Here is a 23,939-nt window from a genome sequence, read left to right on the forward strand (position 1 = left end):
CTCGGCTCAGGTCTGCGCCATGTCCACGAAGCGCGAGTAGTGGCCCTGGAACGCCACGGTGATCGTCGCCGTGGGGCCGTTACGGTGCTTCGCCACGATCAGGTCGGCCTCACCGGCCCGCGGCGACTCCTTCTCGTAGGCGTCCTCGCGGTGCAACAGGATGACCATGTCGGCGTCCTGCTCGATGGAACCGGATTCACGCAGGTCGGAGACCATCGGCTTCTTGTCCGTACGCTGCTCGGGGCCACGGTTCAGCTGCGAGAGCGCGATCACCGGGAGCTCCAGCTCCTTGGCGAGCAGCTTGAGGTTACGGGACATGTCCGAGACCTCCTGCTGACGGCTCTCGGCGCGCTTGGAGCCGCCGGACTGCATCAGCTGGAGATAGTCGATGACGACCAGCTTCAGCTCGTTACGCTGCTTCAGGCGCCGGCATTTGGCGCGGATCTCCATCATCGAGAGGTTCGGCGAATCGTCGATGTAGAGCGGGGCCGCCGAGACGTCCGGCATGCGGCGCGCCAGCCGCGTCCAGTCGTCGTCGGTCATGCTGCCGGAACGCATGTGGTGCAGCGCCACCCGCGCCTCCGCGGACAGCAGGCGCATCGCGATCTCGTTGCGCCCCATTTCGAGCGAGAAGATCACGCTCGGCAGGTTGTTCTTGATCGAGCAGGCCCGCGCGAAGTCCAGCGCGAGCGTCGACTTACCCATGGCCGGACGGGCCGCGATCACGATCATCTGGCCCGGATGCAGACCGTTGGTCAGCGCGTCGAGATCGGTGAACCCGGTCGGCACGCCCGTCATCTGGCCCTGCCGCGAGCCGATCGCCTCGATCTCGTCGAGCGCGCCCTCCATGATGTCGCCGAGCGGCAGATAGTCCTCGCTGGTCCGCTGCTCGGTGACGGCGTAGATCTCCGCCTGGGCCTTGTTGACGATCTCGTCGACGTCGCCGTCGGCGGCGTATCCCATCTGCGTGATCCGGGTGCCGGCCTCGACGAGGCGGCGGAGCACGGCCCGCTCGTGGACGATCTCGGCGTAGTACTCGGCGTTGGCGGCCGTGGGTACGGACTGGACCAGGGTGTGCAGATACGAGGCGCCGCCGACCCGGGCGATCTCACCGCGCTTGGTGAGCTCGGCCGCGATGGTGATCGGGTCGGCCGGCTCGCCCTTGGCGTAGAGGTCGAGGATCGCCTGGAAGACCAGTTCGTGGGCGGGACGGTAGAAGTCCTCGCCCTTGAGGACCTCGACGACGTCCGCGATGGCGTCCTTGGACAGCAGCATGCCGCCGAGCACGGACTGCTCGGCGTCGAGGTCCTGCGGCGGGACCCGCTCGAAGCCACCGGCCCAGGAACCGCCGCCGTCGTCGTCACGGTCCGGGCGGCCGCCCCGGCCCTTTCCTTCGCCCCGACGGGAGCGGGCGGCCGGCAGCAGGTCGCTGGGACCGGAGTCCGCCCAGGGGTCGTCCATGGGCTCGGGAATACTCACCCCGGCACCTCCTCCCGTCCGCGACGCGGACCTTGCTGTGCGGTTCTTTCTACGGCACAGCCCTGACATTCGAGACGCCCGACTCCGGTTACGGCGCGTCGAGTTCGGACAGGTCTCACGGCCGGAACGGGGCGGCGGGCGCCGGTCCACGGTAGGCCCGCGCGCACCGTCCGCCAATCTGGTTATCCACAGGCCATGTGGATGACCGGCCCATAGCTGTGGAGAAGTCCCCGGATCCTGTGCACGGCCTGGGGGAAACTTCTGTGGACAAGCACACAATCACGCCATCCACACCCCTCTGACCTGCGCTTTCCTCATCCATAGGCTGTGGGGGAGAAAAACTTCGGCAACCTGTTCATGATCGCCGCGAACGCCACACAGAAGGCGCCCCCACGCAGCGCAAAGTAAGGATCACAACACAGTTGCATCCATTACCTGTGGACGATTAGATTGCCCCTCATGACATCGGCACCCGCGACGCCACGGCGCGCTCTCCGCCGCCATGACCGCGAGATCGTCGCGCTGGCCCTGCCCGCCTTCGGTTCCCTCGTCGCGGAGCCGCTCTTCGTCATGGTCGACAGCGCCGTCATCGGCCACCTCGGCACCCGACAGCTCGCCGGTCTCGGCGTCGCCGCCGCCCTCCTCACAACCGCCGTCTCCGTCTTCGTCTTCCTCGCCTACGCCACCACCGCCGCGGTCGCCCGCCGGGTCGGCGCCGGCGAACTCCCCGCGGCGATACGCCAGGGCATGGACGGCATCTGGCTCGCCCTGCTGCTCGGCGCAGCCGTCATCGTCGTCGTCCTGCCCACCGCCCCCTGGCTCGTCGACGTCTTCGGTGCCTCCCCGGCCGCCGCCCCGTACGCCACGACCTACCTGCGGATCAGCGCGCTCGGCATCCCCGCGATGCTGGTCGTCCTCGCCGCCACCGGAGTGCTCCGCGGCCTCCAGGACACCAGAACCCCGCTGTACGTCGCCATCGGCGGCTTCACCGCCAACGCCGCCCTCAACGCCGGACTGGTCTACCTCGCCGGCCTCGGCATCGCCGGCTCCGCCTGGGGCACCGTCATCGCCCAGTGCGGCATGGCCGCCGTCTACCTCACCGTGGTGATCCGCGGCGCCCGTCGCCACGGCGCCTCGCTCCGCCCGGACGCCGCCGGGATCCGCGCCTGCGCCCAGGCCGGCGTCCCCCTGCTGATCCGTACGTTCTCGCTGCGTGCGGTGCTGATGATCGCCACCGCGGTCGCCGCCCGGCTCGGCGACGCCGAGGTCGCCGCCCACCAGATCGTCCTGTCCCTGTGGCAGCTCCTGTCCTTCGCCCTGGATGCCATCGCCATCGCCGGCCAGGCCATCATCGGGCGCTACCTCGGCGCCGGGGACCGGGACGGCGCCCGCGCCGCCTGTCGGCGGATGGTCCAGTGGGGCATCGTCTCCGGCATCGTCCTCGGCGCGCTGGTGGTGCTCGCCCGGCCACTGTTCATCCCCCTCTTCACCACCGATCCCGACGTCCGGCACCCGCTGCTCCTCACACTTCTGGTCGTCGCGGTCACCCAGCCGGTCGCTGGCATCGTCTTCATCCTCGACGGGGTCCTCATGGGCGCGGGGGACGGGCCGTACCTCGCCGGAGCCATGGTGGTGACCCTGGCCGTGTTCGCCCCCGCGGCCCTCGCCGTACCGGCGCTGGGCGGCGGTCTGGTCGCGCTGTGGTGGGCGATGGCCCTGATGATGACCGTGCGGATGCTGACGCTCTGGCTGCGCGCTCGCTCCGGACGGTGGATTGTGACCGGAGCCTCCCGCTGAAGCGCCTACCGAACCCTGTCTCCGTGCAGATAATGACCTTGTGCGCTCGCTTGCCAGGAAATCGATCCTGCCCCTGACGCTCGTCATCGTGGGGGCAGCCGCAGTGGTGGGCTACGCAGCGGAGGAAACTCACCCGAGTAGAACCACCGGCGGCCACACCGGCTACGGCAAGTCCGGCGAGCCCGGCGACGCCCCCCAGGACCAGGAGCCCTCGGCCACCGCCGTGCCTCAGGACGGCAACGCCTACACCCCGCGCAGGACCGAGGAGAACGCCCGGATCGGCACCGTCTTCGAGAAGGACGACCACGGCGCCCACTTCTGCACCGCCAGCGTGGTGCAGAGCCCGAGCCGGAACATGCTGATCACCGCGGCCCACTGCGCCTTCGACCCGGACACCGGCAAGCCGGTGGACGACTTGGTCTTCGCCCCCGACTACCGCAACGGCGACGAGCCCACCGGCCTGTGGAAGGTCAACAAGGTCGTGGTCGACGACCGCTGGGCCAAGTCTCAGGACGAGAACCTCGACGTCGCCTTCCTCACCCTCGACTCCAAGGACGGCAAGGAGATCCAGGACATCCTCGGCGGCAACACCCTCGGCATCGACCGCGGCTTCGACAACGAAGTCAAGATCACCGGCTATCCCACCAGCCGAGACACCCCGATCTCCTGCCAGAACCGCAGCACGAAGTTCAGCGACACCCAGATGCGCATCCAGTGCACCGACTTCGAGGGCGGCACCAGCGGCAGCCCCTGGCTGGCCGACTACGACCCCAAGAGCCACACCGGCACGGTCATCGGCGTCCTCGGCGGCCACGAGGGCGGCGGCGACGAGGACGACGTCTCCTACGCCGCCTACTTCGACGAGGACATCGCCAATCTCTACAAGCGCGCCCAGGACGAGGACTGACCCCCGCACCTGACCACCCGCCCAACGCGAAGGGCCGTACCCCACGAGGGAGTACGGCCCTTCGGCGTTCGGCTGCGAGCTACGCTCAGGCGGCGATGACCTCGACGCCGAGCTTCGCAACGACCTCGGCGTGCAGACGCACCGAGACCTGGTGCGCGCCCAGGGTCTTGATCGGCGTACCGAGCTCAACGCGGCGCTTGTCGACGTCCGGACCACCGGCGGCCTTGATCGCCGAGGCGACGTCGGCCGGGGTGACGGAGCCGAACAGACGGCCCGCGTCGCCGGCACGAACGGCCAGCTTCACGTTGACGCCCTCGAGCCGAGCCTTGACCTCGTTGGCCTGCTCGATCGTGGCGATCTCGCGGATCTTGCGACCGCGACGGATCTGCGCGACGTCCTTCTCGCCACCCTTGGTCCAGCGGATCGCGAAACCGCGCGGGACCAGGTAGTTGCGGGCGTACCCGTCCTTGACGTCAACGACGTCGCCGGCGGTGCCGAGGCCGGAGACCTCGTGGGTGAGGATGATCTTCATTTGTCGGTCACCCTTCCCTTATCGCGCGGTGGACGTGTAGGGCAGCAGCGCCATCTCACGGCTGTTCTTCACGGCCGTGGCGACGTCACGCTGGTGCTGAGTGCAGTTGCCGGTGACACGACGGGCACGGATCTTGCCGCGGTCGGAGATGAACTTCCGCAGCAGGTTCGTGTCCTTGTAGTCGACGTAGGAGATCTTCTCCTTGCAGAACACGCAAACCTTCTTCTTAGGCTTGCGAGCAGGCGGCTTCGCCATTGTCTCTCTCCAGTGAGTTCAAGAAGTATGTGCTGACGCCCTCAGGCCCCAGGCGGCTCTCCGACCTCGTTTCACGTGAAACGAGCCGTTTCACGTGAAACATCGGTGGAAGAACCCGTCGCCCGGACCTAGAAGGGCGGCTCGTCCGAGTAGCCGCCGCCGGAGCCGCCGGAGCCGCCGCCCCAGCCACCGCCGCCGCCACCCTGGCCACCGCCGGCAGGACCGCCGGTCGCCCACGGGTCGTCGGCCGGAGCGCCGCCGCCCTGCTGACCGCCGCCGGGGCCACCGCCCCAGCCGCCGCCCTGCTGGCCGCCGCCCTGACCGCCGCCGAAGCCGCCACCGCCCTGGCCACCACGACCGCCGGTCTTGGTGACCTTCGCCGTGGCGTTCCGCAGGCTCGCGCCCACTTCCTCGACGTCGAGCTCGTACACCGTGCGCTTCACGCCCTCGCGATCCTCGTAGGACCGCTGCTTGAGACGGCCCTGGACGATCACGCGGGTGCCCCGCGTAAGGGACTCGGCGACGTTCTCCGCCGCCTGACGCCACACCGAGCAGGTCAGGAACAGGCTCTCGCCGTCCTTCCACTCATTGGTCTGACGGTCGAAGGTGCGGGGAGTGGACGCGACGCGGAACTTCGCGACCGCCGCACCGGACGGGGTGAAGCGCAGCTCGGGGTCGTCGACAAGATTGCCGACAACCGTGATGACGGTCTCGCCTGCCATTAGGGGAACCTCTCGGCGGGTGTGCTGCTGGCTGCTGGTGTTGCTGCTACTCGAACCCGGTTACCGCTGGACGCGTACGCGCTCAGTGGGTCTCGGGACGGAGGACCTTGGTCCGAAGAACCGACTCGTTCAGGTTCATCTGACGGTCGAGCTCCTTGACGACCGCAGGCTCGGCCTGCAGGTCGATGACGGAGTAGATGCCCTCGGGCTTCTTGTTGATCTCGTACGAGAGACGACGACGGCCCCAGGTGTCGACCTTCTCGACCTTTCCGTTGCCCTCGCGGACGACGGAGAGGAAGTTCTCGATCAGGGGGGCGACAGCGCGCTCCTCCAGATCGGGGTCGAGGATGACCATCACCTCGTAGTGACGCATGGTTAACCCACCTCCTTTGGACTCAGCGGCCACGGTCGTTCCGTGGCAGGAGGGTCGTGATGCGTTCCGCGCCCGGCCCGCCGGAGCGTCCGGGCAGACATGGGCGCAGACCGTACAGAGTACCTGCCTCCGCGCTTCCGGTTGAAATCCGCCCACCAGACCCCCCAATCTGGAACACAACGGGTGTGAGCGGCGTTACAGTGCGCCGCCCTGTCAGTGGAGGTGCCGCATGGCACAGGCAGCACGGACCCAACGGAATCTGCTCGCGATTCTCAACAGCGACGGCCAACCCCATCCCGTAGAGAACACCCTCGCGGTCGTGACCTTGGTGTTCGGCGCGATTGCCGCCCTCACCGCGCTCTCTCCCGGCCTGCACCTGGTCAGCTCATGGGTGGGCCTGATCGGCATCGGCACGGGCCTGTGGGGCCAGTACATCTCCTCGACGACGGCGGAACGCTTCCTGTTGATCATCGGGCTCGGCGCGTCGGGCGTCGGCTTCTACGTCGGCCTGGCGCACGGCGGGCTCTTCGGCGGCGTCCTCGGCTAACCCGCACGCCACGGCATACGGGGCCCGGTCCCGTACGGCCCAGACGGGGCGCTCCCCGGTCACAGTAGGCTTCGGCGCGAGAGCCGGAGCCCCGACCAAGGGGACACACCAGCCGAGGAGCGCCCCGCATGAGCCTGACCCTGAGGACCATCAGTCGAGAGCAGCATCTGGCATACATCCAGAGCCTGCCCGCGGCGAGCCACATGCAGGTCCCGGCCTGGGCGGATGTGAAGGCCGAGTGGCGGTCCGAGAGCCTGGGCTGGTTCGACGCGTCCGGCGAGCTGGTCGGCGCCGGGCTGGTCCTGTACCGCCAGCTGCCCAAGATCAAGCGATACCTGGCCTATCTCCCCGAGGGCCCGGTCATCAACTGGTTCGCGCCGAATCTTGAGGAATGGCTGCGGCCGATGCTCGCCCACCTCAAGCAGCAGGGCGCCTTCTCCGTGAAGATGGGCCCGCCGGTCATCATCCGCCGCTGGGACTCCACCGCGATCAAGGCCGGCATCCAGAACCCCGACGTCAAGCGGCTGCGGGACGTCGAGGCCAGCCACATCGAACCGCGCGCCTTCGAGGTCGCCGACCGCCTGCGCCGCATGGGCTGGCAGCAGGGCGAGGACGGCGGCGCCGGCTTCGGCGATGTGCAGCCCCGCTACGTCTTCCAGGTACCGCTGGCCGACCGCCCGCTGGAGGAGATCCACAAGGGCTTCAACCAGCTGTGGCGCCGCAACATCAAGAAGGCCGAGAAGGCTGGCGTCGAGGTCGTCCAGGGCGGCTACGAGGACCTGGCCGAATGGCAGCGGCTCTACGAGATCACCGCGAAGCGCGACCAGTTCCGGCCGCGTCCGCTCAGCTACTTCCAGCGCATGTGGTCCGCCCTCAACACCGAGGACCCCGACCGCATGCGGCTCTACTTCGCCCGCCACAACGGGGTGAACCTCTCCGCCGCGACCATGCTCATCGTCGGCGGGCACGTCTGGTACTCGTACGGCGCCTCGGACAACATCGGCCGCGAGGTCCGGCCCTCCAACGCGATGCAGTGGCGCATGCTGCAGGACTCCTACGCGGCCGGCGCCTCCGTCTACGACCTCCGCGGCATCAGCGACTCGCTGGACGAGAACGACCACCTCTTCGGTCTGATCCAGTTCAAGGTCGGCACCGGCGGGCAGGCGGCGGAGTACCTCGGTGAGTGGGACTTCCCACTCAACAAGCTCCTGCACAAGGCGCTCGACATCTACATGTCGCGTCGCTGACCGCTTCACCGCACCGTCCGCACTCCTGACACACCCCAGCCACGAGAAAGGTCCCGGGCCGGCCATGGCGCTCACCCTCTACGTCGACACCGCACGCTGGCGGGCGCATCAACAGAGCGTTCTCCAGCAGTTCCCCGGGCTGGTCCCGGTCTGCAAAGGCAACGGCTACGGCTTCGGCCACGAGCGCCTCGCCGAGGAGGCCACCCGGCTCGGCTCCGACATCCTCGCGGTCGGCACGACCTACGAAGCAGCCCAGATCAAGGACTTCTTCAGCGGTGATCTGCTGGTCCTGACCCCGTTCCGGCACGGCGAGGAGCCGGTGCCGCTGCCCGACCGGGCGATCCGCTCGGTCTCCTCGGTCGAAGGCGTGGGCGGGCTGGTCGGCGCCCGGGTCGTCATCGAGGTCATGAGCAGCATGAAGCGGCACGGCGTCAAGCCGGAGGACCTGCCGAAGCTCGCCGCGGCCATCGAGGACGTCCGGCTGGAGGGGTTCGCGATCCACCTCCCGCTGGACCGCACCGACGGCTCCGACTCGGTCGACGAGGTCATCGGGTGGATGGACCAGCTGCGCGCCAACCGCCTGCCGCTCCACACCATGTTCGTCAGCCACCTCAAGCCCGACGAGTTCACCCGCCTCCAGCAGCAGTTCCCGCAGACCCGCTTCCGCGCGCGGATCGGCACGCGGCTGTGGCTCGGCGACCACGAGGCCACCGAGTACCGCGGCTCGGTGCTCGACGTCACCCGTGTCGCCAAGGGCGAGCGGTTCGGCTACCGCCAGCAGAAGGCGACCGCCGACGGCTACCTCGTCGTGGTGGCCGGCGGTACCTCGCACGGCGTCGGCCTGGAGTCGCCCAAGGCGCTGCACGGCGTGATGCCGCGCGCCAAGGGCGTGGCCCGTGCCGGCCTGGCGACCGTCAACCGCAACCTCGCACCGTACGTCTGGGCCGGCAAGCAGCGCTGGTTCGCCGAGCCCCCGCACATGCAGGTGTCGATCCTGTTCGTCCCGGGAGATGCCCCCGAGCCCAAGGTGGGCGAGGAGCTGGTGGCCCACCTGCGGCACACCACCACGCAGTACGACCGCGTCGTGGACCGCTGAGCCGACCGGCCCGGCGCCCACCGACGTCCAGGGCCCGGTGCGGCGGAACGTTCCGCTGCACCGGGCCCTGACGCCTGTGCCGTCCCGCTCAGTCCCGTAGGGCGCCCCAGCTCACCCGTGGCGCACCCTCGAAGTGCAGCGCGTGCTGCGGCGCGCGGTGCGCCTGCCCGAGCACGAACACGTCGGGCCTCCGGTCCAGGACGCCCCCCGACGGGTCGTCGTCGCCGTCCCTGCGGACCACATCGCGCTCCGGCAGCAGGATGTCCCGGACGACCACGGCGCACAGGTAGAGCGTGCCGAGCAGGTGCAGCGCGATGGCCAGTTGATAGCCCTCGGGCGGCAGACCCTGATGCTTGTCGCCGTTGCCGGTGTAGGCCAGGTACATCCAGATCCCCAGGAAGTACATGACCTCGCACGCCTGCCAGACCAAGAAGTCCCGCCAGCGCGGGCGGGCCAACGCCGCCAGCGGGACCAGCCACAGGACGTACTGCGGCGAGTAGACCTTGTTGGTGAGGATGAACAGCGCCACGACGAGGAAGGCGAGTTGCGCGAAGCGGGGCCGGCGCGGTGCGTAGAGCGTCAGCAGCGCGAGGCCGCCACAGCCCAGGATCATCAGCAGCGACGCGTAGAGGTTGGCGTTCTCCAGCGGGTTGCCGGTGCGTTGCGAGATCAGCAGCCAGATCGAGCCGAAGTCGATGGGCCGCTCCTGGCTGAAGGTGTAGAACTTCGCCCAGCCCTCCCGGATGTGGAACCCGGACCCGTCGTGGACGAGCATCACCGGCAGGTTCACCACCAGCCAGGACACCACCGCGCCGAGGACGGCCCGCCCGTACGCGCGCCACGTGCCCGCACGCCAGCACAGCACCAGCAGCGGGCCCAGCAACAGCACCGGGTACAGCTTCGCCGCGGTCGCCAGCCCGATCAGGACACCGGCCGCCAGCGGTCGGCTGCGTGACCACAGCAGCATCCCGGCGGCCGTCAGCGCGACGGCCAGCAGGTCCCAGTTGATGGTCGCGGTCAGGGCGAAGGCCGGTGCCAGGGACACGAGCAGCCCGTCCCAGGGGCGCCGGCGGTGGGTACGGGCCACGCACACCGCGATGACGGCCGCGCAGACCATCAGCATGCCGGCGTTGACCAGCCAGTAGATCTGCTCCCGGTCCTGGATCGCCCCGCCGTGCGGCGTCATCCAGGAGGCGATCTCCATGAAGAGCCCGGTCAGCACCGGGTACTCCAGGTACTGCATATCGCCAGGGAGCTTGTCGAAGTACGGAATCAGCCCGTCGGCGAAGCCCCGGCCCGCGTAGAGGTGGGGAATGTCCGAGTAGCAGCCATGGATGTACTGGCTGGTGGCGCCGAAGAACCAACCCCCGTTGTAGCAGGGCAGCTTCTGCACCATGCCGAGCGCGAACATGCCGATGGCGACGAGCGCGACGACCCGCACCGGCGTCAGCCAGTACGTCCCGAGCAGCGCGCGCCGACCGATCGGCCCGCCGATCAGCTCGCTGCCGGCCGCGGCCACCTCATCCCGTCTCGTCGGCCGCACGGGCTCGTCCTGTCGCAGGCTCGTCATGGCCCCATCCTGCCGTACGCGACGGGGACGAACGCGACGAAGCCCCCGCCCGGTCGCACCGGGTCGGGGGCTTCGTGGAGCCGTGTTTCACGTGAAACGGCGGTCGTTTCACGTGAAACGCTCAGCGGATATCAGCCGCCTGTGGGCCCGCCGAAGATGCCTCCTCCGCCAGTGCTCCCACCACTGGTCGGGTCGGGCGAGGTCGGCGGCGTCCCTCCGGTGTCACCACCGGGTCCGCCGGGGCCACCGCCGGTGCCCCCACCGTTGTGCCCGCCGTGGTTCTTGCAGCGAGGGTCCCAGGGAGCGCAGGTCTCGGTCGGAGTCGCGGTCGGGGTCTGCGTCGGGGAGGCCGAGGTGCTGGGCGTACTCGACGGGGTCGGCGGCGCCAAGGTCGGGGTGGGCGTCGGCGTGGGCGACGGCATACCGGTCTCGTTGATGACCTGCCCAATCGGCTGGGCCGCGGGGAAGTCCGTCGAGGGAAGACCGTCCATCGCCTGCAGCATGTACTGCGTCCACACCTCGGTCGGCAGCGCACCACCGTGGATCGAGTCGAAACCACCGACGCCGTTCATGGACAGCTGGCGCGGGTTCTGAGCGTCCTCACGGAACATGGTGATGGCCGTCGACAGCTGCTTGGTGTAGCCGACGAACCAGGCCGACTTGTTCTCGTCCGTGGTACCCGTCTTGCCCGCCGCCGGCTTCCCCAGCTTCTTGGCCGCCTTGCCCGTACCGTTCTGGATCACGTTCTCCAGCACGTCGGTGACGTTGTTGGCGATGTTCGGATCGATCGCCGAGTGCGCCGAGGGCTTGTCGAAGCCATCCAGCTCCTTGCCCTCGGAGGTCACCTTGGTCACCGAGTAGGGCTCCGCCTGCATGCCGGAGGCGGCGAAGGTGGCGTAGGCGTCGGCCATCCGGATCGCGCTCGGCGTGGACGTGCCCAGCGCGAAGGACGGGTTGAGGTTCCTGTCGAAGCTGCTCGGCGCGATGCCCGCGGTCTGCGCCATGTCCTTCACCTTGTCCATCCCGACGTCCATGCCGAGCTGGACGAACGGGGTGTTGACCGACTGCTCCATCGCCTTCCGTAGGGTGATGTAGCCCCAGGGATGGTCGCTCTCGTTCACCTGGTAGAAGGGCGTGTTGTCCTTCTTGAGGACAAAGGTGCCGTCCGACTTCCTCACCTTGAGGTGGTCGTCGCCGTTGTACTTGCTGTCTGGCGAGAGCGCCTGACCGTCGCCGGCCTTCCCGTACTTCATCGCCGCGGCGAGGACGAACGGCTTCCAGGTCGAGCCGACCGGCACGCCGTAGGTGTCGGCGTTGTTGCTGAAGTGCCCCTGGTCGTAGCCGTCACCGCCGTACAGGGCCACGATCTTGCCGTCTCCGGGCACCACCGAAGCACCGCCGAACTGGACGTACTTGTCCTTTTCGGGACGCAACTTCGGGTTGATGTAGCGGTCGTTGACCTGCTTGACCGCGGCGGCGAGTTCCTTGGTCTTCTTCTCGTCGAAGGTCGTCCGGATCGTGTAGCCACCCTTGTCGAAGCGCGCCTCGCTGATGTCCGGGCGGTGCTTGAGGACGTACTTCTTGGCGACGTCGATCAGATAGCCGATCTGGCCGCCCTTACTGGCCCCCGCCTTCGGCTTCTGCGGCATGGGGAAGCCCTTGGCCTTCCACGTGGCCGCCTCCGTCGCCGGCAGGTGGTGGTTCTCCACCATGCGGTCGAGGATCCACGACCAACGCTCCTTGGCGCGTGCGGTGTTCAGGGCCGGGGTGGCATTACCCCCTATACCGCCCGCCGGGTCGTAGAGGTTCGCGCCCTTGAGCGTGGCGGCCAGGAAGGCCGACTCGCTCGGGTTCAACTTCGAGGCGTCCTTACCGTAGTACGCCTGGGCCGCGGCCTGGATCCCGTAGGCACCACGACCGAAGTAGCTGGTGTTCAGGTATCCCGCGAGGATCTCGGGCTTCGTCTGCTTCCAGCCGACCTTGATCGAGATGAAGAGTTCCTTGAACTTGCGGGTCACGGTCTGTTCCTGGCTCAGCATGGCGTTCTTGACGTACTGCTGAGTGATGGTCGAGCCACCCTGGGTGTCGCCGCCCCGGGCCATGTTGAGCAGGGCCCGGAGGATACCCATGGGGTCGACGCCGTGGTCCTGCCGGAAAGACGCGTTCTCCGCCGAAATCACCGCTTCCTGCATGGACATCGGGATTTCGCTGATACCGACCACCTGGCGGTTGGTCTCGCCGTCACGGGCCATGACCTTGCCGTCGGCCCAGAGGTAGACGTTGTTCTGCGACATGGCGGCCTTGTTCACGTCGGGCACCTGCACCAACGCGAGACCGACGCCGGCCACGCCGACGACCAAACCGGCGACCGCGACGCACATGCTGGCCACCTGTTTCCAGGACGGCATCCATCGTCGCCAGCCGGTGCGGTTGGAGCGCGGGTAGTCGATGAAGCGCTTCTTGGGCGGATTGCCACCGCCACGACCGCGGCCCCGGCCCCCTTCTCCACCACCACCGCCGCCGCCACGGCGGCCCCCGCCACCATGGCCGACGCCGCCGCCGGAAGCCATCTCCGCAGCATCGGGAGCCCGCCGACGACCGCCTCGTTGGGCAGCCCGACGGGCCTCGGCACGCCCGCCCGGCCGCGGCTGCGGCGGCGGGGGCGTGGGCGTGGGCGTGGCACCAACACCCGGCGAAGGGGCAGCGCGACGTCCGGAAGGTTGTCCGGCGCGTCTGGCAGCGGCACGCCCGCCACCTTGCGGCTGGGGTGGTTTGCGACGGTGCTCGCTCATGGAACGAATACTCCTCGGGCAGGCGCGCTCTCTCGTCGCCTGAAGGCGGCAGTTCTCTTCAGGTCCCCCCGATGCACGACCCGCTCCTGACGCGCGGGCCGCATTACACCGAGGTCAGGGACGTCACGTATAGGCCCACGGTTCCCGGCAGTCTGCATGCCGCACAGACTACGCACGGCCAAAACCTGCCCAGTGTTGAAATTCACTCCAAATCAGTCAGGTTGGATCGCACGAATAAGTGATGTGACGCCGTTCACCGTCCGACTACTTGTTCCGCACAGGGCCCCGTTCTATCGTCTGGATGTATCGAGTCGATACATCAGCACGAGATAAAGACCGCACAGGGCCTAGGAGGTGGAGGATGAGCAGGCGTTCGGGGATCCTCGAATTCGCCGTCCTCGGTCTCCTCCGGGAATCCCCGATGCACGGTTACGAGTTGCGGAAGCGGCTCAACACCTCGCTCGGGGTCTTCCGCGCGTTCAGCTACGGCACCCTCTATCCCTGCCTCAAGGCGCTGGTCGCCAACGGCTGGTTGGTGGAGGAAACGAGCGGCGCCCCGGAGGATGTTCCCGCCACGACGCTGACCGGGCGCCGAGCCAAGATCGTCTACCGGCTGACCCCGGCGGGCAAAGAGCACTTCGAAGAGCTGCTCAGCCACTCCGGTCCCGATGCCTGGGAGGACGAACACTTCGGTGTCCGCTTCGCGTTCTTCGGCCAGACGTCGCGGGACGTGCGGATGCGCGTGCTGGAAGGCCGCCGCAGTCGGCTGGAGGAGCGCCTGGAAAAAATGCGCACCTCCCTGACCAGGACCCGCGAGCGGCTGGACGACTACACCCTCGAACTGCAGCGGCACGGCATGGAGTCCGTGGAGCGCGAAGTCCGTTGGCTGAACGAGCTCATCGAGAGTGAGCGCGCCGGGCGCGATCAGCGCGCACCGGAAGCTGCAGCGCAGGACGAGCACAACCAGTCAGGAGACACGGGCGGCCCGCCCCGGCACCGGGGCGGTTCCCGGCTGGATCCGTCCGAATGACACCACCACATGAGGCCCTGCCGTGCAGGCCCTCATCGAGATCACAGGGAGCAACCGGAATGGGTTCGGTTCGCGTAGCCATTGTCGGCGTGGGCAACTGCGCCGCCTCGCTGGTACAGGGCGTCGAGTACTACAAGGACGCCGACCCGGACAGCCGCGTGCCCGGCCTCATGCACGTGCAGTTCGGCGACTACCACGTCCGTGACGTGGAGTTCGTGGCCGCCTTCGACATCGACGCCAAGAAGGTCGGCCTGGACCTCGCGGACGCCATCGGCGCCAGCGAGAACAACACCATCAAGATCTGCGACGTGCCGAACACCGGTGTCCAGGTCCAGCGCGGCCACACCCTCGACGGGCTGGGCAAGTACTACCGGGAAACGATCGAGGAGTCCTCGGAGGCCCCGGTCGACGTCGTCCAGGTCCTGAAGGACAAGCAGGTCGACGTCCTGGTCTGCTACCTCCCCGTCGGCTCCGAGGACGCGGCGAAGTACTACGCCCAGTGCGCCATCGACGCCAAGGTCGCGTTCGTCAACGCCCTCCCGGTCTTCATCGCCGGCACCAAGGAGTGGGCGGACAAGTTCACCGAGGCCGGCGTGCCGATCGTCGGTGACGACATCAAGTCGCAGGTCGGCGCAACCATCACGCACCGTGTGATGGCCAAGCTCTTCGAGGACCGCGGCGTCATCCTCGACCGCACGATGCAGCTGAACGTCGGCGGCAACATGGACTTCAAGAACATGCTCGAGCGCGAGCGCCTGGAGTCCAAGAAGATCTCCAAGACGCAGGCCGTCACCTCCCAGATCCCCGACCGCGACCTGGGCGAGAAGAACGTCCACATCGGCCCGTCCGACTACGTGGCCTGGCTGGACGACCGCAAGTGGGCCTACGTCCGCCTCGAAGGCCGCGCCTTCGGCGACGTCCCGCTGAACCTGGAGTACAAGCTCGAGGTCTGGGACTCCCCGAACTCCGCGGGCGTCATCATCGACGCGCTGCGCGCCGCCAAGATCGCCAAGGACCGTGGCATCGGCGGCCCGATCCTCTCGGCGTCCTCGTACTTCATGAAGTCCCCGCCGGTCCAGTACTTCGACGACGAGGCGCGGGAGAACGTCGAGAAGTTCATCCGCGGCGAGGTCGAGCGCTAACACGCTCCCCGCACCCTCCCTCCGCCGGCCTCCGGGTATTCCTCCCGGAGGCCGGCGGGCTGTGTGAGGCTGTGCCTCATGCATGCTGCGCGCGATCTCCGCGTATTACTCCGGCTACGCGACTTCCGCTCGCTCCTGGCCGCACGGCTCCTCTCCCAGGCCGCCGACGGCGTGTTCCAGGCAGCACTCGCCACCTTCGTCATCTTCTCGCCCGAGAAACAGGCGTCCCCCGAGGCGATCGCCTCCGCCATGGCGATCCTGCTGCTGCCGTACTCCCTCCTCGGGCCGTTCACCGGTGTCCTGCTGGACCGCTGGCGCCGGCGGCAGGTCCTGCTGTACGGCAATCTGCTGCGCACCCTGCTCGCGGTGATCACCGCGGTGCTGATCGCGGCGCAGGTCCCGGATTGGCTCTTCTACGTCTCCGCACTGTTCGTGACCGCCGTGAACCGCTTCGTCCTGGCGGGCCTTTCCGCCGCGCTGCCGCGCGTGGTCGACGGCGGACAGCAGCTGGTGATGGCCAACTCCCTTGCCCCCACGGCCGGGACGATCGCCATGACCGCCGGCGGCGGACTCGCCTTCGGCATCCGGCTGGCCGGCGCGAACGTGGACACGTACGTGGTGATACTGGCCGCGCTGCTGTACCTCTGCTCCGCCCTCACCGCACTGCGGATGGCACCGCAGCTGCTCGGACCGGACACCTCGGTCCTCCAACCCCACGTGAAAGAAGCCGTGTTGAGCACCGTACGGGGATTGGTCGAGGGGTTGCGCCATCTCGCCGCGCGTCCCACCCCGGCCGGCGCGCTCGCGGTGATGACGCTGGTGCGCTTCTGCTACGGCGCGCTGACGGTCATGGTGCTGATGCTGTGCCGGTACGCCTGGTCCAGCAGCACGTCCCAGGGCCTGGCCCTGCTCGGGATAACCGTCGCCGTGTCAGGAGCCGGGTTCTTCGCCGCCGCGGTGGTCACTCCCTGGGCCGTCGCACGGCTCACCGCCTTCGGCTGGATGGCCAGTTGTGCCGCGGCGGGCGCGGTGCTCGCTCCCACGCTCGGGCTGTTCTTCCACCCGGCACCGATGCTGGTGGCCGCGTTCCTCCTCGGCCTGGGCACCCAGGGAACCAAGATCACGACGGACACGGTGGTCCAGTCCTCGGTCGACGACGCCTTCCGCGGCCGCATCTTCGCCATCTACGACGTGTTGTTCAACGTCGCCTTCGTCGGCGCCGCCGCGGTCGCCACCCTGATGCTGCCGCCCGACGGACGGTCCGCGGTACTGATCGTCGTGGTGGCCGCGCTCTACGCCGTGGTGGCCGCGGCCCTGCTCCGCTTCGGACGTCGTTGGTGAACCGGTGGGCACAGTGCCGCGGAGCTGCCGGATCGGCCCCTCGCGGTACCCTCGGCTATCCGAGGCACCTGCCCCGTTCCAACCGGACGAGGCAGGTGCGTAATCCGGGCTAGATGTACTGGACGTACCCGTTCACCAGACCATCCCAGCCCTTGCACGTGGCATAAGAAGCACTCTTCGTAGGCGTCGCCACGTTGCCCACCACGTTGTAGTAGTCCCCCCCGTTGCGGGGTTCGCAGACGGCCACGGCACGGAACTTTCCGGTTCCCGCGCCACAGCCAACGCTCATGTAATTGGGAGCGTTCTTTGTGTGGAACTCCCTGAGGCAGTTGGTCGCCTGGTCTGCGTGAGCCACCGCCGGAAAAGCAATCACGCTGGCTGCCAGGCCTACAGTGGCTAAGGCGCTTGCTGCGAGTCTCCGCATAGTTCCCCCATGAAGGTCGGGAAGTCGATCACCAAGATCAGACCAAAGGGGGCCTAGACGGTCTAGACATGCACACCTGTTGTGGCCCAAATCACCTACGCGACGAGATGAACCGCGGAGTTGTCCCAGAGTCTGACGGAGGCCGGCATGCTCGCCACGCACGGTGCGTTGCCCGCCACAGCTCCACCACCCGGTTCGTGCTCTGCCTTGAGACGCTGAAGTAGAGCCCGGCCCCGACCCTCGAACGCCGCGGGGCGGTGTTTCACGTGAAACACCGCCCCGTCGCGCTCAGCCCGGGTTCACGTGAAACATCATCGGTTTCACGGTCGCGCGGGCTCCGGCGTCCTCAACTCTGAGCGGCCCACCACTCCTTGAGGGCGGCCACCGCGGACTCATGCTCCATCGGGCCGTGCTCCAGCCGCAGCTCCAGCAGGTGCTTGTACGCCTTGCCGACCTGCGGGCCGGGCCCGATGCCCAGGACCCCCATGATCGCGTTGCCGTCCAGGTCCGGACGGATCGCGTCCAGCTCCTCCTGCTCCTGAAGCAGCGCGATGCGGTCCTCCAGGCCGTCATAGGCCCGCGACAGGGCAGACGCCTTGCGCTTGTTGCGGGTGGTGCAGTCCGAGCGGGTCAGCTTGTGCAGGCGCTCCAGCTGCGGGCCGGCGTCCCGGACGTAGCGGCGGACCGCGGAGTCCGTCCACTCGCCCGTGCCGTAGCCGTGGAACCGCAGATGCAGCTCCACCAGGTGCGAAACGTCCTTGATCAGGTCGTTGGAGTACTTCAGGGCGGTCATGCGCTTCTTGGTCATCTTTGCCCCGACCACTTCGTGGTGGTGGAAGGAGACCCGACCGTCCTTCTCGAAGCGCCGCGTCCTGGGCTTGCCGATGTCGTGCAGCAGCGCCGCCAGCCGGAGCACCAGGTCGGGCCCATCGTCCTCCAGGTCGATGGCCTGCTCCAGCACCGTCAGCGTGTGCTCGTAGACGTCCTTGTGGCGGTGGTGCTCATCGCTCTCCAGACGCAGTGCGGGCAGCTCCGGCAGCACCCGGTCGGCGAGACCGGATTCGACCAGCAGCCGCAGGCCCTTGCGCGGGTTCGGGGCGAGGATCAGCTTGTTCAGCTCGTCACGGACCCGCTCCGCGGAGACGATCTCGATGCGCTCCGCCATCTCCTTCATCGCCGCGATGACCTCGGGCGCCACCTCGAAGTCCAGCTGGGCGGCGAAGCGCGCGGCCCGCATCATCCGCAGCGGATCGTCGGAGAACGACTCCTGAGGCGTCCCCGGGGTCCGCAGCACGCGGGCCGCCAGGTCCTCCAGACCGCTGTGCGGGTCGACGAACTCCTTCTGCGGCAGCAGCACCGCCATGGCGTTGACCGTGAAGTCCCGACGGATCAGATCGTCCTCGATCGATTCGCCGTAGGACACCTCGGGCTTGCGCGAGGTCCGGTCGTACGCCTCGGAGCGGTAGGTCGTGATCTCGATGTCGAACGAGTCCTTCTTGCAGCCGACCGTGCCGAAGGCGATGCCGACCTCCCAGACCGCGTCCGCCCACGGCCGGACGATCTTCAGCACGTCCTCCGGCCGGGCGTCCGTGGTGAAGTCCAGGTCGTTCCCGAGCCGGCCGAGCAGCGCGTCCCGGACCGACCCGCCGACCAGGGCAAGCGTGAACCCGGCCTCCTGGAAGCGACGGGCCAGGTCGTCAGCGACGGGGGACACCCGCAGCAGCTCGCTCACGGCACGGCGCTGGACGTGGTTCAGCGCGTCCGTCGGCTGCGGGGTCCGCTCGGGCTGCGGGGTGGGGAAGTCATTGTTGGCGTTCGGCACAACAGAAAAGGGTACGTGGCCGCGCACCACCCCGACGTCACGTTATTAAAGGGGACAAGGGTGCACGGACCCCCAACGCAATGATCATGTGGCGCACTCCCCGGCACTACGGCACGCCGGGCCTCGTTACCATTCGTGGACGCACATTCCGACGACCACTGACGACGACGAGGGACGGGCGAGCGCGTGGCCGATGCGGCAGGGTTCCAGGCGACTGAACGGCCGCGTGGCCGGTGGCTGCGAAGGACCGTGACGCTGCTCACCGGTGTACCCCTGCTCGTAGGAACGCTGCAGGTCCCCCACGCCTCCGCCGCCGACGCGGCCTCGGATGCCTCGCACCCGGTCAATGTGACGATCAACGCGATGTCGCCGGCCGCTCCCGGCAAGGACGACACCGTCACCGTCTCCGGGACGCTGACCAACGACAGCAAGAGCCCGATCACCAACGCCCACGTCGGGCTGCACCGCGGCGCCGCGCTCAACGACCGCAGCTCCATCGAGGCTGTGACCAAGCGCACCGGCTATCTGCCGGGAGCCGACGGCAAGGAGATCGGCGACCACACCGAGAAGATCGACAAGCTGGACCCGGGCACCAGCCGGACCTTCACCGTGAACGTCCCGGTCAAGGACCTCGGCCTCAGCGACGACGGTGTCTATCCGCTCGGGGTCACCCTGTCCGGCCACACTTCCGGCTCGTCCTACGACCAGGTCCTCGGCATCGACCGGACCTTCCTGCCCTGGCAGGACGCCGCCCCGGCGAAGAAGACCCAGCTCACCTACCTGTGGCCGCTGATCTCCAGCACCCACCTCACGGCCGAGACCGGTGCCGACGCCCAGCAGACGCCGGTCTTCCGGAACGACGACCTCGCCGCGGAGATCGCCGACGGCGGCCGGCTCCAGAAGATGGTCGAGCTCGGCAAGAACCTCCCGGTGACCTTCGTCATCGACCCCGACCTGCTCGCGACCGTCGACGCGATGACCAAGCCGTACCGCGTGCACGGCCCGGACGGCCCGATGGGCAAGAACCAGGCCGCCGCCAAGCAGTGGCTCAACGACCTCGAGAACGCCGTGAAGGGCCATGAGGTCGTCGCCCTGCCGTTCGGCGACCCGGACCTGGCCTCGCTGGCGCACCACGGCAAGAGCGTGCCCAGCGCGCTCAGCCACCTCGGCCCGGCCACCGAGCTCGCCTCGAAGACCGTGGACACCATCCTCAGCGTGAAGCCGCGAACCGACTTCACGTGGCCGGTCAACGGCGCGATCGACTCCTCGATCGTCGATGTCGCCACCTCGGCCGGCGCCCACAACGTCATTACCCGCAGCGACAGCCTCCGGGACAACAGCCTGTCGTACACCCCGACCGCGGCTCGGCCCATCGGCGGCGGCAACACCGCCATCGTCACCGACGCCCAGCTGTCCCGGGCCTTCGAAGGCGACATGTCGAAGTCCGGGAACGCCAGCCTGGCGATCCAGGAGTTCCTCGCCGAGGCCCAGATGATCGGCCTGGAGAACCCGGAGCAGCAGCGCAGCATCGTCGTCGCACCGCAGCGGATGCCCTCGGTCAGCCAGGCGCAGGCGATGGCCGGCGCGCTGCGGAACCTGGAGTCGGCCGGCTGGGCCCAGCCGACGAAGCTCGGCGACGCCGCCAAGGCCAAGCCCGACCCGGACGCCAACCGCCAGGTCCCCGGCCGGGCCGCGTACCCCTCGCTGCTGCGCCAGCAGGAGCTCCCCGCCGACGCCTTCCGGCAGATCGAGGACACCCAGGCCGCGCTGGACGACTTCCGAGTGGTCCTGGCCCAGCCGGAACGCGTGGTCACGCCGTTCGGCAGCGCCATAATGCGCGAGATGTCCACGTCGTGGCGGGGCGACCCCAAGGGCGCGGCCGCCTTCCGCGCCTCGGTCCGCAGCTACCTCGACGGCCTGACCAAGAAGGTCCACCTGATCCCGAAGTCGGAGGCGACGCTCTCCGGGCGCAGCGCCACGATTCCGGTGACGGTCCAGAACAACCTCCTGCAGGGCGTCCAGGGCCTGACCCTGCGGCTGAGCTCGTCGCAGCCCAACCGCCTGGACGTGGGGAAGTCCCAGCAGATCAAGGTGGACGGCGGGCACAGCCAGTCGTTCAAGTTCGAGACCACGGCGAACGCCAACGGTCTCGCCTGGGTGACCGCCCAGCTCTACACCTCGGACGGCAAGCCCTACGGTGAGCCGATGACGTTCCGGGTGAACGTCACCGAGATCACCGCGACTGTGATGCTCGTCATCGCAGGCGGCGTCCTGCTGCTCGTGCTCGCCGGCGTCCGGATCTACCTCCAGCGCAAGCGGGCGGCGTCAGAGGACACCGAGGACGAGGAAAACGGCGAGGACAACGGCGGTTCCCCCGCCGAAGACCAGGACGGCGACAACGGCGGCACGGGCGGTGAGGGCCCCGAGCAGCCGAGTGACCCGGCGCCGGACACCGGATCGGAGAAGTCCGGGCCGTCCGGCTCAGGTGAGAAAGTGGACCGTTGATAGACGACGGGGCCGGAGGGCCGGCGACGGATGAGGTGGGGCAGCGATGAATGCGCCGTATGACGGTGGCCGCGGCCGGGGCGCCCATGGCGATCCCTCGGGGGCGGTCCCTCCGACGCCGCCGTTGCCCACGGACCAGGACCACTACGTCCAGGACGCCTACCGCAACGATCCGCACCAGGCACCGGCCCCGCCGGCCCAGGGTCAGGCCACCGAGCCCTTCTACGACCACGCCGCGCCCCCGCCAGCCCCGGGGCAGCCCGCGCACCCCCTCTACCAGCAGCCGCCCGGCCCGCAGCAGCGGCCCGCACCCGCGGAGCCGCAGGCACCGGCACCGGCACCGGCCCACGATCTTGCGCACGGCGATCCTGACGCGACGGTGCAGTTCGCCGGCGGCGACGCGCTGATGGCCCAGGGCGCCGAGGACCGCTCCGAGCGGGACGCCTTCGCGCACCTCTACCGGGATCAGCAGCAGCCCTACCAGCCGCCGCACCCCGCGCCGTCCCCCATGACCCAGCAGGCGCCCGCGGTGGCCCCCGGCCCGGAGCCGGTGGCTCAGCAGCTCACCGAGGAGCCCGAGCCGGAGCCCGCCCCGGTGGCGGCGGCCGGCAAGCAGTCCGGAGGCCGCGCCTCGGGGCTGCTGAAGTCCAGCGCCGTGATGGCCGCCGGCACGATGGTGTCCCGGCTCACCGGCTTCGTCCGCTCGGCGTTGATCGTCGCGGCGCTCGGCGGCGCGGTGCTCGGTGACTCCTGGCAGGTGGCCTACCAGCTGCCGACGATGATCTTCATCCTGACCATCGGCGGCGGTCTGAACTCCGTCTTCGTCCCCCAGCTCGTCCGCGCGATGAAGGAGGACGAGGACGGCGGCGAGGCATACGCCAACCGGCTGCTCACCCTCGTCATCGTCGTGTTGGGCATCCTGACGATACTTGCGGTGTTCGCGGCACCGCTGTTGGTGAAACTGGTCTCGTTCGACATCTCCCGCAACCCGGCGGCCAACGAAGTCGCGGTCGCCTTCACCCGCTACTGCGTGCCCACGATCTTCTTCATGGGCCTGCACGTCGTCATGGGCCAGATCCTCAACGCCCGCGGCCGCTTCGGCGCGATGATGTGGACCCCGGTCCTCAACAACATCGTCATGATCGCCACCTTCGGCCTGTTCATCTGGGTCTACGGCACTGCGAAGACCTCGCACATCGGCGTCACCACGATCCCCGACGACGGCATCAGGCTGCTCGGCATCGGCACCCTGCTGGGCCTGGTGGTCCAGGCGCTGGCGATGATCCCGTACCTGCGCGAAGCCGACTTCAAGCTGCGGCTCCGGTTCGACTGGCGCGGCCACGGCCTGGGCAAGGCCGCGAAGCTCGCCAAGTGGACGGTGCTGTTCGTCCTCGCCAACCAGGCAGGCGTCCTGGTCGTCACCCAGCTCTCCACCTGGGCCGGCAACACCGCGGACCGGCAGGGCCACCCGGGCACCGGGTTCATCTCCTACGCCAGCGCCCAGCTGATCTGGAACATGCCGCAGGCGATCATCACCGTCTCCGTCATGGCCGCCCTGCTGCCGCGGCTGGCGCGCTCCGCCCACGACGGCGACACCGGAGCGGTCCGGGACGATATGTCCCAGGGACTGCGCACCTCGGCCGTCGCCATCGTTCCGATCTCGTTCGGGTTCCTCTCCCTCGGCATCCCGCTGTGCACGCTGGTCTACGGCTCGTCCGGCGCCGGTATCCCGATGGGCTACATGCTGATGGCCTTTGGTGTGGGCCTGATCCCGTTCTCGGTGCAGTACGTCGTCCTGCGCGCCTTCTACGCGTACGAGGACACCCGCACCCCCTTCTACAACACGGTGATCGTCGCCGGCGTCAACGCCGCGGCCTCCGCCCTCTGCTTCCTGGTCCTGCCCGCCCGCTGGGCCGTGGTGGGCATGGCGGCGTCCTACGGCCTCGCCTACGTCATCGGCGTCGGCGTCGCCTGGCGCCGGCTCAGCAAGCGGATGGACGGCGACCTGGACACCGCGCACGTGGTGCGGACCTACGCGCGGCTGGCCGGCGCCAGCATCCCGGCCACGATCGTCTCCGGCGCCCTGGTGTACGTCCTGATGCAGGCGCTCGGCACCGGATTCGTCGGCTCGCTCGCCGCGCTCATCGGCGGCGCCGCCGCACTTCTGGCCGTCTTCTACCTCGCCGCCCGAAAAATGCGGATCGAGGAGCTGAACGCCCTGGTGGGCATGGTCAGGTCCAAGCTGGGACGCTGACCGGGCACAACCATCGGCTGCCACCGTGTGTCGTGCATAGTGGCGGACTGTGGGCACAATTGTCTTGGCTCATTGAGCCTGCAACGGATGGGGAGGCAGGAACG

Annotated in this window: 18 protein-coding genes; 10 read left to right on the top strand and 8 right to left on the bottom strand. The window is 68.6% G+C overall.

Annotation, left to right across the window (positions count from 1 at the left end):
• Positions 1–6: 6 nt before the first annotated feature.
• Positions 7–1,479 carry a replicative DNA helicase gene (dnaB, locus tag MOV08_RS21255; protein ID WP_275308551.1) on the bottom strand — a complete coding sequence of 491 codons (1,473 nt, stop codon included), beginning with the start codon at positions 1,477–1,479 and terminating at the stop codon, positions 7–9.
• 459 nt (positions 1,480–1,938) lie between these two features.
• Here dnaB and MOV08_RS21260 point away from each other — a divergent pair, with 459 nt between their 5' ends.
• Positions 1,939–3,276 (top strand): MATE family efflux transporter, encoded by a 1,338-nt coding sequence (locus MOV08_RS21260; RefSeq protein ID WP_275308552.1) that lies wholly within the window; start codon positions 1,939–1,941, stop codon positions 3,274–3,276.
• A gap of 88 nt (positions 3,277–3,364) precedes the next feature.
• Positions 3,365–4,183, top strand: coding sequence for a trypsin-like serine peptidase (locus tag MOV08_RS21265; protein WP_239010107.1), 819 nt, complete (start codon positions 3,365–3,367; stop codon positions 4,181–4,183).
• Between the two features lie 85 nt (positions 4,184–4,268).
• Here MOV08_RS21265 and rplI read toward each other — a convergent pair whose 3' ends face one another.
• From rplI to rpsF, 4 genes are all read right to left on the bottom strand, one after another.
• Positions 4,269–4,715, bottom strand: a complete 447-nt coding sequence (gene rplI, locus MOV08_RS21270) for a 50S ribosomal protein L9 (protein ID WP_039634674.1) — start codon at positions 4,713–4,715, stop codon at positions 4,269–4,271.
• Between the two features lie 18 nt (positions 4,716–4,733).
• On the bottom strand, positions 4,734–4,970 hold the full coding sequence (gene rpsR, locus MOV08_RS21275; protein ID WP_003978893.1) for a 30S ribosomal protein S18: 237 nt from the start codon (positions 4,968–4,970) through the stop codon (positions 4,734–4,736).
• Between the two features lie 128 nt (positions 4,971–5,098).
• Positions 5,099–5,692, bottom strand: coding sequence for a single-stranded DNA-binding protein (locus MOV08_RS21280; RefSeq protein WP_039634679.1), 594 nt, complete (start codon positions 5,690–5,692; stop codon positions 5,099–5,101).
• A gap of 82 nt (positions 5,693–5,774) precedes the next feature.
• Positions 5,775–6,065, bottom strand: coding sequence for a 30S ribosomal protein S6 (gene rpsF, locus MOV08_RS21285; RefSeq protein ID WP_018542659.1), 291 nt, complete (start codon positions 6,063–6,065; stop codon positions 5,775–5,777).
• A 229-nt stretch (positions 6,066–6,294) separates the two neighbouring features.
• Between rpsF and MOV08_RS21290 the strand changes: the two genes are divergently transcribed.
• From MOV08_RS21290 to MOV08_RS21300, 3 genes are all read left to right on the top strand, one after another.
• Positions 6,295–6,612 (top strand): hypothetical protein, encoded by a 318-nt coding sequence (locus MOV08_RS21290; protein ID WP_039634683.1) that lies wholly within the window; start codon positions 6,295–6,297, stop codon positions 6,610–6,612.
• Positions 6,613–6,740: 128 nt separating this feature from the next.
• Positions 6,741–7,859 (top strand): lipid II:glycine glycyltransferase FemX, encoded by a 1,119-nt coding sequence (locus tag MOV08_RS21295; protein WP_039634685.1) that lies wholly within the window; start codon positions 6,741–6,743, stop codon positions 7,857–7,859.
• A gap of 64 nt (positions 7,860–7,923) precedes the next feature.
• Complete coding sequence (locus MOV08_RS21300; RefSeq protein WP_039634688.1) at positions 7,924–8,955, top strand: alanine racemase; 1,032 nt, start codon at positions 7,924–7,926, stop codon at positions 8,953–8,955.
• Between the two features lie 88 nt (positions 8,956–9,043).
• On the opposite strand, the gene MOV08_RS21305 is transcribed toward MOV08_RS21300, so the two are convergent.
• Positions 9,044–10,525, bottom strand: a complete 1,482-nt coding sequence (locus tag MOV08_RS21305; protein ID WP_275308553.1) for a glycosyltransferase family 87 protein — start codon at positions 10,523–10,525, stop codon at positions 9,044–9,046.
• Between the two features lie 131 nt (positions 10,526–10,656).
• Positions 10,657–13,317, bottom strand: a complete 2,661-nt coding sequence (locus tag MOV08_RS21310; protein WP_420834193.1) for a transglycosylase domain-containing protein — start codon at positions 13,315–13,317, stop codon at positions 10,657–10,659.
• Between the two features lie 361 nt (positions 13,318–13,678).
• Between MOV08_RS21310 and MOV08_RS21315 the strand changes: the two genes are divergently transcribed.
• The 3 genes from MOV08_RS21315 (at position 13,679) to MOV08_RS21325 (ending at position 16,830) form a co-directional block, all read left to right on the top strand.
• The gene (locus tag MOV08_RS21315) at positions 13,679–14,347 is read left to right on the top strand and encodes a PadR family transcriptional regulator (RefSeq protein ID WP_275308554.1); all 669 of its coding nucleotides are present in this window, start codon (positions 13,679–13,681) and stop codon (positions 14,345–14,347) included.
• Positions 14,348–14,406: 59 nt separating this feature from the next.
• The gene (locus MOV08_RS21320; protein ID WP_039634696.1) at positions 14,407–15,489 is read left to right on the top strand and encodes an inositol-3-phosphate synthase; all 1,083 of its coding nucleotides are present in this window, start codon (positions 14,407–14,409) and stop codon (positions 15,487–15,489) included.
• Between the two features lie 78 nt (positions 15,490–15,567).
• Positions 15,568–16,830, top strand: coding sequence for an MFS transporter (locus MOV08_RS21325; RefSeq protein WP_039634698.1), 1,263 nt, complete (start codon positions 15,568–15,570; stop codon positions 16,828–16,830).
• Positions 16,831–17,600: 770 nt separating this feature from the next.
• Here the strand turns inward: MOV08_RS21325 and MOV08_RS21330 are convergent.
• On the bottom strand, positions 17,601–19,076 hold the full coding sequence (locus MOV08_RS21330; protein ID WP_275308555.1) for a CCA tRNA nucleotidyltransferase: 1,476 nt from the start codon (positions 19,074–19,076) through the stop codon (positions 17,601–17,603).
• Positions 19,077–19,325: 249 nt separating this feature from the next.
• Here MOV08_RS21330 and MOV08_RS21335 point away from each other — a divergent pair, with 249 nt between their 5' ends.
• Entirely contained in the window at positions 19,326–21,581 is a 2,256-nt protein-coding gene (locus MOV08_RS21335) for a DUF6049 family protein (RefSeq protein ID WP_275308556.1), read from the top strand.
• Between the two features lie 46 nt (positions 21,582–21,627).
• Positions 21,628–23,835 carry a murein biosynthesis integral membrane protein MurJ gene (gene murJ / locus MOV08_RS21340; RefSeq protein ID WP_275308557.1) on the top strand — a complete coding sequence of 736 codons (2,208 nt, stop codon included), beginning with the start codon at positions 21,628–21,630 and terminating at the stop codon, positions 23,833–23,835.
• The last annotated feature ends 104 nt before the right edge of the window (positions 23,836–23,939 follow it).

Origin of the sequence: Streptomyces yunnanensis (assembly GCF_029011865.1) — a bacterium.
GTDB classification, from domain to species: domain Bacteria; phylum Actinomycetota; class Actinomycetes; order Streptomycetales; family Streptomycetaceae; genus Streptomyces; species Streptomyces yunnanensis.